Raw genomic sequence first — 12,046 nt, 5'->3', positions numbered from 1 at the left:
GCGCCTCGTCGCCGATCTCCACGCCGAGATCGCCGCGGGCCACCATCACCGCCTCGCTGGCCTCGATGATGCCGTCGAGCGTGGCGTCGTCGGCCACCGCCTCGGCGCGCTCGAGCTTGGCCACCAGACCGATTTCGCGGCCGGCCTCGCCCAGCAGCTCACGCGCCTCCTGCATGTCGGCGGCGCTGCGCGGGAAGGACACGGCGAGATAGTCGACGCCGATGGCCATGGCGGTCTCGAGGTCGGCCCTGTCCTTGTCGGTCAGCGCCGGGGCGGAGAGGCCGCCGCCCTGCTTGTTGATGCCCTTGTTGTTGGACAGCTCGCCGCCGACCACCACCGTGGTGTGGATGGCGCTGCCGTCGACGCGGTCGACGTCGAGCACCACCCGGCCGTCGTCGAGCAGCAGGCGGTCGCCGGCGGTCACGTCGTCGGCCAGCGCGCGATAGTCGCAGCCGACGCGGGTGGCATCGCCGGCCTGGCCGTCGAGGGCCACGTCGATGACGAAGGGCGCGCCTTCCTCCAGCACGACCTTGCCCGCGCCGAAGCGGGCGATGCGGATCTTGGGTCCCTGCAGATCGCCCAGGGCGGCGACGCTGCGGCCCTGGCGGGCGGCGATCTCGCGCACCGCACTCAACCGGCGGCGGTGGTCGTCCGCCGAGCCGTGGGAGAAGTTGAGGCGCACCACATCGACGCCGGCGGCGATCATCTGCTCCAGCACGCCCTCGCGGTCGCTGGCGGGGCCGAGAGTGGCGACGATCTTGGTGCGGCGGATCGGCTCGTGGATCGGGGCATGGGGCGGCAGTGTCGTCATGAATTCCTCGGCAGTACCAGGATGGCACGAAAGTCGTTGACGTTGGTGCGCGTGGGCCCGGTCACGATCAGGTCGTCCAGCGCCTCGAAGAACGAGTAGGCATCGTTGCGTGACAGATAGTCGTCGGGGTCGAGCCCGTGCTCGCGCATGCGCGTCCAGCAGCCCGGCCCGACGATCGCCCCGGCGTTGTCCTCGGAGCCGTCGATGCCGTCGGTGTCGATGGCCAGGGCGTGAATGCCGGGGGCGCCCTGGAGGGCCGTGAACAGCCCCAGCAGATACTCGACGTTGCGCCCGCCGCGACCGTCGCCGGCCACCGTCACGCTGGTCTCGCCGCCGGACAGGATCAGCAGCGGCCGCTCGATCCCGGTCTGGGCCTCGAGGGCCATGCGGGCGTGCTCGCGGCCAAGCTCGCGGGCCTCGCCCTCGAGGTCGTCGCCGAGCAGGCGCACCTCGACCCCGTCGGCCTCGGCGGCGGCCCGGCCGGCCGCCAGGGCATCGCTGGCGCGGGCCAGGATCTCGCTCTCGTCGCGGGCGAAGCCCGGATCGTCCGGGTGCGGCGCCTCGTGGTTGGCCTCGAGCTGCCGGCGCACCGCGGCGGAGACCTCGATGCCGCGCCGCTCCAGGATCGCCAGCGCCTCGGCGGGGGTGGAGGCGTCGGGCAGCGTCGGCCCGGAGGCGATCAGCGAGGCCTCGTCGCCGGGCACGTCGGAGATCAGCCAGGTCAGCACCCGGGCCGGATGGGCGGCGGCGGCCAGGCGCCCGCCCTTGATTGCCGACAGGTGGCGACGCACGGTGTTGATCTCGCCGATGGGAGCGCCGCTTCGCAGCAGCGCCTTGTTGATGGCCTGCTTCTCGGCCAGGCTCACGCCGGGCGCCGGCAGGGTCATCAGCGCCGAGCCGCCGCCGGAGATCAGCGCGATGACCAGGTCGTCCTCGCCGAGGCCGTCCACGGCCTCGAGCATGCGTCGGGCGGCCTTCTCGCTGAGGTCGTCGGGCATCGGGTGCGAGGCCTCGAGAATCTCGATGCGGCGCCCGGCGTCGCCCCCTCCCGGCGCGTCCTGTTCCTTGGAATCCGACGGCTGGGGGCCATGACCGTAGCGGGTCACCACCAGGCCGGACAGCGGCGCCTGGGGCTGATGGGCGTCCCAAGCGCGCTCCAGGGCAACGGCCATGGCTGCCGCCGCCTTGCCGGCACCGACCACCAGGGTGCGGCCGGCCGGCGGCTCGGGCAGCCGGTCGGGCAGCAGGGTGTCGGGATGCACGGCCGAGACGGCGATCTCGCCGAGCCGCTCGAGCCAGGCGCGCGCCGCCTCGGGGCGCTCGCCGAAGGCTTGCGGGGAAACAGTCCGCGGGGAAGGGGCATTCATTCAGGGGGTCTCCATGGCAAAAGGGCCCGGTGACGAGCCAGGGGTCCATAGGGGAAGACTCGCCACCGGGCAAGGAGCCGTCAAGCGACGGCTCCGGCAGACGACGACCCGACGCCTGCCTTCAGGGAGCAGTCACCTCCCCATTCTCCAACGCTCGACGACGCCGCTCGACGCCGCCGGGCGGTGGCATGGCATCACTGACTGCCGATCTCGTGATCGGCCAGCGCCTCCAGGGCGCGAACGATGCCGGCGTGGTCCCAGTCGGCGCCGCCGTGAGCAGCGCAGGCCTGGAACAGCTGCTGGGCGTTGGCGGTGCCGGGCAGCGCGAGGTCGAGGCCGCGCGCGCCTTCCAGCGCCAGGTTGAGGTCCTTCTGATGCAGCTTGATCTTGAAGCCGGGATCGAAGGTGCGGTCGATCATGCGCTGGCCGTGCACGTCGAGGATCTTCGACTGGGCCAGGCCGCCGAGCAGCGATTCGCGGACCTTGGCCACGTCGGCCCCGGCCCTGGAGGCGAACAGCAGGCCCTCGGAGACCGCCTCGATGGTCAGCGCGACGACGATCTGGTTGGCCACCTTGCAGGTCTGGCCGGCACCGTGGCCGCCGATGTGGGTGATGGTCTTGCCCATGGTCTCGAGCAGCGGCTCGGCGCGGGTGAAGCCTTCCTCGGTGGCACCGACCATGATGGTCAAGGCGGCATTGATGGCGCCGCCCTCGCCGCCGGACACCGGGGCGTCGACGTACTCGCCGCCGGCCTCGTGGATGCGCTTGGCGAATTCCTGGGTGGCCAGCGGGGCGATCGAGCTCATGTCGATCACCAGGGTGCCGGGCTTCAGCCCCTCGATGACGCCGCCCTCGCCGAACAGCACCTCCTCGACGTCCGGGGTGTCCGGAACGATGGTGATGATCACCTCGGAGGCCTCGGCGACCGCCTTGGGATTCTCGAGCTCCTGCATGCCCTTGCCGGCCAGGGTCTCGTCCAGGGTGCCGCGTTTGACGGTCGTCAGCTCATGGCCGGCGTCCAGCAGGTGGCCCGCCATGGGACGGCCCATGATGCCCAGTCCGATAAAACCGATCTTGCTCATGATGATTCTCCTGTCACTTGCATGATGCGTCGCATCGTCTCTTGATCATTCCCGGTGTGAAACGCGTGTCAGCGTGCCATATCCAGCCAGCCCAGCCCTTCCTGGGTCGTTCCGGCCGGCTTGTACTCGGCGCCGATCCAGCCCTGGTAGCCCAGTCGATCGAGGTGGTCGAACAGGAAGGGATAGTGGATCTCGCCGGTGCCCGGCTCGTGGCGGCCCGGGTTGTCGGCCAGCTGCACGTGGGCGATGCGGTCGATGTGTTGCTCGAGGGTCGGCGCCAGGTCCCCTTCCATGATCTGCATGTGATAGATGTCGTACTGCAGTTTCAGGTTGCCGCTGCCGACCTCGTCGAAGATGGCCAGGGCCTGCTCGGTGCGGTTGAGGAAGAAGCCCGGGATGTCGCGGGTGTTGATCGGTTCGGCGACCAGCAGGATGCCGGCGGCCTCGAGCTTGTCGGCGGCGAAGCGCAGGTTGTCGATCAGCGTCCGACGAGCCTGCTCCATGCTCACGCCCTGCGGCTGAATACCGGCCAGGCAGTTGACCTGGGTATTGCCGAGCACGCGGGCGTACTCGATGGCGCGGTCGACGCCTTCGCGGAACTCCTCGACCCGGTCCGGATGGCAGGCGATGCCGCGCTCGCCGGCCCCCCAGTCGCCGGCCGGCAGGTTGAACAGCACCTGGGTCAGGCCGTTGTCGTCGAGGCGCTGGCGGATCTCGGCGGCCTCATAATCGTAGGGGAAGAGGTACTCGACGCCCTTGAAGCCGGCCTCGGCGGCGGCCTTGAAGCGGTCGAGGAAGTCCACCTCGGTAAACAGCATGCTGAGATTGGCGGCGAACTTGGCCATATGAATCTCCCTGTGTCTTGTGGTGTGGATCGGCGTACTTGTCTCGCCATCCGGCCACCGGTCCCCACCGATGGCCGGGCGACGACCGTGCTCAGCGAAGCGCGGCGATCGAGCTCGGCGCATCGGCCACGTTCTCGGCCAGCGCCTCGAACTCGTTGATGCCGGCAAGATCGGTGCCCATGGCGATGTTGGTCACCCGCTCGAGGATCACCTCGACCACCACCGGCACTCGGTACTGTTTCATCAGATCGCGGGCCTCGGCGAAGGCCTCGCCGATCCGGCCGGGCTCGGTGACGCGGATCGCCTTGCAGCCCAGGCCCTCGACCACGGAGACGTGGTCCACGCCATAGCCGTTGATCTCGGGGCAGTTGATGTTCTCGAACGACAGCTGCACCTGGTAATCCATCTCGAAGCCGCGCTGGGCCTGGCGGATCAGCCCCAGGTAAGAGTTGTTCACCAGCACGTGGATGTAGGGCAGGTTGAACTGCGCGCCCACGGCCAGCTCCTCGACCATGAACTGGAAATCATAGTCGCCCGACAGCGCGACGATCTCGGCCTCGGGATCGGCCCGGCGCACCCCAAGGGCGGCCGGGATGGTCCAGCCCAGCGGGCCCGCCTGGCCGCAGTTGATCCAGTGGCGCGGCTTGTACACGTGCAGGAACTGGGCGCCGGCGATCTGCGACAGGCCGATGGTGCTGACGTAGCGGGTGTTCTTGCCGAACGCCTTGTTCATCTCCTCGTAGACCCGCTGCGGCTTGACCGGCACGTCGTCGAAGTGGGTCTTGCGCAGCAGGGTACGCTTGCGCTCCTGGCAGGACTCGGCCCAGGCGCTGCGGTCCTTCAGCCGGCCCTCGGCTTGCCACTCGCGGGCCACCTCGACGAACTGCTCGAGCGCCGACCGGGCGTCGGAAACGATGCCGTAGTCCGGGCCGAAGATGCGCCCGATCTGGGTCGGTTCGATGTCCACGTGCACGAAGGTGCGGCCCTCGGTGTAGGTCTCGAGATTGCCGGTGTGACGGTTGGCCCAGCGGTTGCCGATGCCCATCACGAAGTCGGACTCGAGCAGGGTCGCGTTGCCGTAGCGGTGCGAGGTCTGCAGGCCGGCCATGCCCGCCATCAGCGGATGGTCGTCGGGGATGGTGCCCCAGCCCATCAGGGTCGGGATGACCGGCACCCCGGTGAGCTCGGCGAATTCAGTCAGCAGCTCGCTGGCGTCGGCGTTGATGATCCCGCCCCCGGCCACCAGCAGCGGCCGTTCGGCCTCGTTGAGCATGGCCAGCGCCTTCTCGATCTGGGCGCGGCTGGCGGTCGGCTTGTAGGCCGCCAGCGGCTCGTAGGTGTCCGGATCGAACTCGATCTCGGTCATCTGCACGTCGATCGGCAGGTCGAGCAGCACCGGGCCGGGACGCCCGCTGCGCATCAGCTGGAAGGCCTGCTGGAAGGCGCGCGGCACCTGGGCCGCTTCGCGTACGGTGGTGGCCCACTTGGTCACCGGGCCGGCGATGGCCTGGATGTCGACGGCCTGGAAGTCTTCCTTGTGCAGCTTGCTGACCGGCGCCTGGCCGGTGATGCACAGGATCGGGATGGAATCGGCGGAGGCCGAGTAGAGGCCGGTGATCATGTCGGTACCGGCCGGGCCGGACGTGCCGATGCACACGCCGACGTTGCCGGGCTGGGCACGGGTGTAGCCCTCGGCCATGTGCGAGGCGCCCTCGACGTGGCGGGCCAGCACGTGGTCCACGCCACCGACCGTGCGCATGGCGGCATAGAAGGGGTTGATGGCGGCGCCAGGCAGACCGAAGGCGACATCGATGCCTTCCTTCCTGAGCACGTGAACGGCGGCTTCCGCGGCGGTCATGCGAGCCATGACGTGTTCCTCCAGTGGCGTTGTTGTGTTTTCTGGAAAATATTTCTGTATACAGAGACTAGGCCCGCCATTGAGGTCGCGTCAACGTTTAATGGAAAAAATTTCCAACATTTTAATTCGCCAATTAAAACCCTTTAATTTCAATTGCATAAAAATGAAAAACGAGACCGGATTGTTGACGACCATCGAGACGGAACGCCGCCCTCTCGCAACCGTCACCCAGCGATATACGAAGCCACATCGTATACAGGAGGGAAACCTTCCCCCCAAACGACGACACCCGCCATGAGGCGGGTGTCGTCATACCGTGGCGTGCAGATCGCGGCGATCAACGGCGCTTGCTGTAAGGCAGCGCCATATGCCGGTTCACGTCCTTGTACAGCAGGTAGCGGAAGGGGCCAGGGCCGCCCGCGTAGCAGGCCTGCGGGCAGAAGGCGCGCAGCCACATGTAGTCGCCGGCCTCGACCTCGACCCACTGCTGGTTGAGGTGATAGACCGCCTTGCCCTCGAGCACGTACAGGCCGTGCTCCATGACGTGGGTCTCGTCGAAGGGAATCACACCGCCGGGCTGGAAGGTGACGATGTTGACGTGCATGTCGTGGCGCAGATCGTCCGGGTCGACGAAGCGGGTGGTGGCCCACACCTCATTGCAATCCGGCATCACCGACGGCGCGATGTCGTTCTCGTTGACGACGAAGGGCTCCGGCACCTCGATGCCGTCGACGAATTCATAGGCCTTGCGCACCCAGTGGAAGCGCACCGGCGCGTCGGCCTCGTTGCGCAGCTGCCAGTCGGCGCCCGGCGGAATGAAGGCGTAGCCACCCGGCACCATGCGATGCTTCTCGCCGCCCAGGGTCAGGGTCATCTCGCCGTCCACCACGAACAGCACGCCCTCGGCGCCCGGATCGGTCTCGGGGCGTTCGCTACCGCCGCCGGGCGAGACTTCCATGATGTACTGGGAGAAGGTCTCGGCGAAGCCGGACAGCGGACGCGACAGCACCCACAGCCGAGTGTTTTCCCAGTGCGGCAGTTTGCTGGCGACGATGTCGCGATAGACGCCCTTGGGAATCACCGCGAAGGCCTCGGTGAACATGGCGCGGTCGGTGGTCATCACCTTCTGGCTCGGATGGCCGCCCTGGGGGGCATAGTACTGTCTCGGGGAAGCGGGGCGCTGACTCATGGGGTTGCCTCTTGTTCGCTGTGGGGCGTGACGGCCTCGCCTTGCGGCAGGGTCACGCGGATGTCGATGGGATGCTCGTCGCAGTTGTTGCCTTCGCCGCCCCGGTCGACGACCAGGAACTCGCCCTCGCGCTCCAGCACCGACTGAATGGCGTGCCAGGTGCCGGCCGCGTAGTTGACGCCCTGGCGGCCGTCGGTGACGAAGGCGCGCACCTCGGCGGGGTCGATGGCTTCGCCGGACGGGGCGACGACCACGATAAAGCGCTCCTCGTGCAGCGGCATGAAGGCCTGGCTGCCCTGGGGATGACGCTCCAGGAAGGCGAGCTCCAGCGGCAGCGCGACGGGCTGGCTGACGAAGATGCTGATCAGCGCACGCGCCTGCTCGCCCAGCGTCTCGACCTTCGCGAGGTCGTGATAGCGGCGGGTGCGGCCGGCGTTGATGTGGAAGTAGTCGGACGTCCGGGTGTCGATCACCTCGCCGAACGGGGCGAAGGCCTCGGGCGTCAGGGGACGAGCTTCGAGTTCGAGCATGCTGCCTCCTGTCAGAGGAAATGTGGTTTACCGGTCATGGCAAGACAATCGAGACGACCGGCCTACCTCGTCGAGGCAGTAGCGTGTCGCGGCACTTAACGACGGGGAAGCGTTGACCTTCCCGGCTGGCAGCACCATCATCTTACCCCTTGAAACTATAATTTCAATATTGCACAAATGCTGAAACATAAATTGTAAAAATAGTTTCCAGGCGACGGACGAGATACCTGATCGACGGATACGACGGTCTCTCGACGGCACCTGAAACCCTGAGGCAAACGCACGACAACATCGTGCAGCCCTGTCAGCAGAGCCCTCCTTGAGACGACCAGCCTCAATGCGGCTTGCCCCTAGACCAACAACAACACGAGGTCTCCATGTCCCGACACACCCTTTCCAGCAGCGCCGTGACGCCCCAAGCAAAACGGCACAAGAGCGGCTTCCGGATCCCCCATATCTACGTGATCCTGTTCGTCTTCATCGCACTGGCCGCAATCGCGACCTACTTCGTGCCGGCCGGCGTCTATGAGCGCATCCCCGGCCCCAGCGGGCGCACCACCATCGATGCCGAATCCTTCCAGTTCGTCGAGTCGACTCCCGTCGGCCTCACCGACTTCATGCTGGCCATCCCGAACGGTCTTATGAGCGCCGGCCAGGTGGTCTTCTTCACCTTCATGATCGGCGGCATGTTCATGGTGCTCCACCGCACGGGGATCATCGAGATAGGCGTCGACAAGCTGAGCCGCCGGTTCGCCAACCGGAGCCTGCTGCTGATCCCGGTACTGATGACCGTCTTCGCCGTCATCGCCACCATCATCGGTACCCAGGAGCTGGCCCTGGTCTACGTACCGGTCATCCTGCCGCTGATGATCGCCCTGCGCTTCGATTCGGTGACCGCTGCCGCCGTGGCGCTGTGTGCGACCACCGCCGGCTTCACCACCGGCATCCTCAACCCCATCAACACCGGGCTCGGCCAGCAGCTGTCCAATCTACCGCTATACTCGGGCTTCGGCCTTCGAGCGCTGGCCTTCATCGCGGTGCTGGGCGCCGGCATCTTCTTCGTCGTGCGCTATGCACGAAAGGTTCGCCGCGATCCCGAACTCAGCCTGATGGCCAACGACGCCACCGAAGCCGAGAAGCGTATTCAGTTCCAACACGCGACCGACGAGGGCGCGCTGGTCGCCACTGCTCGCCAGAAGTGGGCGACGCTCGCCACCTTCGCCTTCCTCGCCCTGCTGGTGTACGGCGTTCTGGCGCAGGGCTGGTTCATGATGGAAATGGCAGGCCTGTTCATCATCATGGGCATCGTCGTCGGACTGATCGCCGGCCTGACCACTGAAGAAATCTGCGAAGGCTTCAACAAGGGCTTCCGAGACGTGCTGGTCGGGGCCATGATCGCCGGCGTGGCGCGAGGCGTCGCCGTGGTGCTCGAGGACGGCCAGATCATGGATACCCTGGTCTACGGGCTGGGCAACCTGGTCGGCGAGCTGCCCACCCTGCTGTCCGCCATCGGCATGTACTTCGCCCAGCTCGGCTTCAACTTCGTGGTGCCCTCCGGAAGCGGCCAGGCCCTGGTCACCATGCCGATCATGAGCCCGCTGGCCGACCTGATCGGCGTCACGCGGCAGACCGCGGTGCTGGCCTATCAGCTCGGCGACGGCATCGGCAACATTCTCTATCCGACCTCCGGCTACTTCATGGCCACCCTGGCCATCGCGGGAGTGCCCTGGCAGAAATGGGTCAAGTTCTTCCTGCCACTGTTCGGCACCTGGGTGCTGATCTCACTGGGCTTCCTGGCCTTCGCCCAGGCCACCCAATGGGTCGGCTGATCGCTCCCTAACCGACCGGCCCTCGCCATGCGCCGTGCCCCTTCGTCCGCTGATCCGGACGAGCGGCACGGCGTCTTCGTTGAGGCGGACCTCAGCCCTTCAGCGCCGGATGATGCTCGGCCCAGTGGCGGGCGATATCCACCCGCCGAGTGACCCAGACGCGATCATGGGCCTCGATGTGGTCGAGGAAGCGCTGCAGGGCGCGGAAGCGGCCGGGGCGGCCAAGCAGCCGGCAGTGCATGCCCACCGACAGCATCTTCGGCGTGTCCTCGCCTTCCGCATAGAGCACGTCGAAGGCGTCGCGCAGATAGGTGAAGAAGTGATCCGCGGTGTTGAAGCCCTGCGGCGCGGCGAAGCGCATGTCGTTACTATCCAGGGTGTAGGGCACCACCAGATGGCTGTGCTCGCGGCCCTGGCTGTCGGCCTCGCGGGTCCAGAACGGCAGGTCGTCGCCGTAGTAGTCGCTGTCGTAGAGGAAGCTGCCCTCGTCGAGAACCAGGCGGCGGGTGTTGGGGCTGTCGCGGCCTGTGTACCAGCCCAGCGGCGTCTCGCCGTAGAGCGACTGGAAGATTTCGATGGCGCGGCGCATATGCTCGCGCTCGACGCTCTCCGGCACGTTCTGGTAGTGGATCCAGCGATAGCCGTGACAGGCGATCTCGTGGCCCAGCTCCTTGAACGCCTGCGCCACCTCGGGGTTGCGCTCCAGCGCCATGGCCACGCCGAACACCGTCAGCGGCAGGCCGCGGCGCTCGAACTCGCGCAGGATGCGCCAGACACCTGCCCGCGAACCGTACTCGTAGATCGACTCCATGCTCAGATGGCGGTCCGGATAGGCATCGGCGCCGATGATCTCTGACAGGAACTGCTCGGAGCCCGCGTCGCCGTGAAGCACGCAGTTCTCGCCGCCCTCTTCGTAGTTGAGGACGAACTGCACGGCGATGCGTGCCTTGCCGGGCCATTTGGCCTCGGGCGGGTTTCGGCCGTAGCCGATCAGGTCACGGGGATAGTCGCTGCGCGTCGATGACGTCATGGCGCCGCCTCCTTGTTGTTCTCGCGTCGCTGTTCTGGGCCATGCTCGGGTCGCGGCCAGAATGAACGACATAAAATGTATACAATAAATATATTAAATTGCACCCACTTGGCTTGCAAGCGCTGCAGGCCGGGCCGATCGGGGCATCGATCGCCTCAGCGGCCTGACTCTCATCGGCGGCAGTCAGCGTGGCCGTCACGGGAACGCCACTGCGAGGAGATTCTAGGCCATGTCGCTGCCCACGACCTATTTTGTATACAAAAAATGATGACTTGCCAATCCCGCCAAACGTCGTGGGCACGATGCACCGCGGTCGAGCTTCTGACCTCTCAGCTCTTCTCTACCACCATGCCCCTGCTGCCGAGCTTGTGGCTGCGCGGTCCCGCGCCGAGGCGATGACATCTCAGCAATGGCAAAGGCGGCTCGCTATCATGAGCACCTTCGAATGTCGCTCAGTTGCCCCCTCATTATAGATACATAAATGTACACAATAAATGTCGCCATGAAATAATTCTTAGACCAAACCTAAGGTGCTGTTTATCAAGCGTAATTCTTGTCATCTTCGATGATCGATATGGCTTGATTTCAGCCAGCTTTTAATCCTACTTTGTGTACAAAGAAAATCTCCCTTGTTCACAAAGATAATCATCGCCGGAGATCCCATGCAGATTCGCGTCATCAACCCCAACACCACCCGCGGCATGACCGAGACCATCGGCCACGCCGCCCAGGCCATCGCCTCCCCCGGCACCGTCATCACCGCCACCCAGCCGGCCCATGGCCCGGTTTCCATCGAGAGCCACTTCGACGAGGCGATCAGCGCTACGGGCGTGCTCGAGGAAGTCGCCGCGGGCGAGCGCGATGGCGTGGACGCCTACATCATCGCCTGCTTCGGCGACCCCGGCCTGCTGGCCGCCCGCGAGCTGACCCGGGCCCCGGTCATCGGCATCGCCGAGGCGGCCTTCCACATGGCCACCCTGATCAGCACCCGCTTCTCGGTGGTCACCACCCTGGGCCGCACCGGCATCATCGCCGAGCACCTGCTTGACCAGTATGGCTTCAGCCACCACTGCCGCCGGGTCCGCGCCGCCGAGATTCCGGTGCTCGACCTCGAAGACGACGGCGACGCGGCGCTTTCACGGATCATCGAGGAGGGCCGCCGCGCCCGTGACGAGGACGGCATCGGCGCCCTGGTGCTGGGCTGCGGCGGCATGGCCGATCTGACCGACGAGATCGCCGAGGCCGTGGGCCTGCCGGTGATCGAGGGCGTGACCGCGGCGGTCAAGCTGACCGAGGCACTGGTAGGCCTGGGGCTGGGCACCAGCAAGGTCGGCGACCTGGCCTTCCCGCGGCCCAAGCCCTTCATCGGCCGCTATGCCCACTTCTCGCACCATGCCCCGTCGGTCAACGACGAGACGCGCTGAGCCCCGGCGCCGGCTGACGGCGCCCACCACCGCCCCGGGCGGAGAATAATCACAATCACGGCACCCTTAGCGAGGATCCCA

10 protein-coding genes are annotated in these 12,046 nt (G+C 66.5%); 2 read left to right on the top strand and 8 right to left on the bottom strand.

All coding sequences use genetic code 11. The features are described 5' to 3' along the window. From MYL53_RS09470 to MYL53_RS09440, 7 genes are all read right to left on the bottom strand, one after another. Window positions 1–811: pyruvate kinase (locus MYL53_RS09470; RefSeq protein ID WP_247853528.1), on the bottom strand; the 811-nt coding region annotated here is incomplete at its 3' end. Then, window positions 808–2,178: a glycerate kinase type-2 family protein gene (locus MYL53_RS09465; RefSeq protein WP_247853526.1), complete on the bottom strand. Its 1,371-nt coding sequence runs from the start codon at window positions 2,176–2,178 to the stop codon at window positions 808–810. The genes MYL53_RS09465 and MYL53_RS09470, both read right to left, overlap by 4 nt. Before the next feature lie 194 nt (window positions 2,179–2,372). After that, window positions 2,373–3,260, bottom strand: coding sequence for a 2-hydroxy-3-oxopropionate reductase (locus MYL53_RS09460; protein ID WP_247853525.1), 888 nt, complete (start codon window positions 3,258–3,260; stop codon window positions 2,373–2,375). A 68-nt stretch (window positions 3,261–3,328) separates the two neighbouring features. Further along, complete coding sequence (hyi, locus tag MYL53_RS09455; protein ID WP_247853523.1) at window positions 3,329–4,105, bottom strand: hydroxypyruvate isomerase; 777 nt, start codon at window positions 4,103–4,105, stop codon at window positions 3,329–3,331. Between the two features lie 91 nt (window positions 4,106–4,196). Continuing rightward, window positions 4,197–5,972 (bottom strand): glyoxylate carboligase, encoded by a 1,776-nt coding sequence (gene gcl / locus MYL53_RS09450; protein WP_247853522.1) that lies wholly within the window; start codon window positions 5,970–5,972, stop codon window positions 4,197–4,199. A gap of 328 nt (window positions 5,973–6,300) precedes the next feature. Continuing rightward, window positions 6,301–7,152: a bifunctional allantoicase/(S)-ureidoglycine aminohydrolase gene (locus MYL53_RS09445; protein ID WP_247853520.1), complete on the bottom strand. Its 852-nt coding sequence runs from the start codon at window positions 7,150–7,152 to the stop codon at window positions 6,301–6,303. Further along, entirely contained in the window at window positions 7,149–7,682 is a 534-nt protein-coding gene (locus MYL53_RS09440) for an ureidoglycolate lyase (protein WP_247853518.1), read from the bottom strand. The genes MYL53_RS09445 and MYL53_RS09440 overlap by 4 nt, the downstream gene beginning before the upstream one ends. Before the next feature lie 377 nt (window positions 7,683–8,059). Between MYL53_RS09440 and MYL53_RS09435 the strand changes: the two genes are divergently transcribed. Further along, the gene (locus tag MYL53_RS09435; protein WP_247853517.1) at window positions 8,060–9,511 is read left to right on the top strand and encodes a YfcC family protein; all 1,452 of its coding nucleotides are present in this window, start codon (window positions 8,060–8,062) and stop codon (window positions 9,509–9,511) included. 91 nt (window positions 9,512–9,602) lie between these two features. On the opposite strand, the gene puuE is transcribed toward MYL53_RS09435, so the two are convergent. Continuing rightward, entirely contained in the window at window positions 9,603–10,541 is a 939-nt protein-coding gene (puuE, locus tag MYL53_RS09430) for an allantoinase PuuE (RefSeq protein WP_247853515.1), read from the bottom strand. A 662-nt stretch (window positions 10,542–11,203) separates the two neighbouring features. Here puuE and MYL53_RS09425 point away from each other — a divergent pair. Continuing rightward, window positions 11,204–11,965 carry an aspartate/glutamate racemase family protein gene (locus MYL53_RS09425; RefSeq protein WP_247853513.1) on the top strand — a complete coding sequence of 254 codons (762 nt, stop codon included), beginning with the start codon at window positions 11,204–11,206 and terminating at the stop codon, window positions 11,963–11,965. The last annotated feature ends 81 nt before the right edge of the window (window positions 11,966–12,046 follow it).

It is taken from the genome of Halomonas getboli (assembly GCF_023094245.1).
GTDB classification, from domain to species: domain Bacteria; phylum Pseudomonadota; class Gammaproteobacteria; order Pseudomonadales; family Halomonadaceae; genus Halomonas; species Halomonas getboli.
The sequence above is the reverse complement of the archived record's forward strand: the minus strand, read 5'-3'. Positions and strand labels throughout refer to the sequence as shown.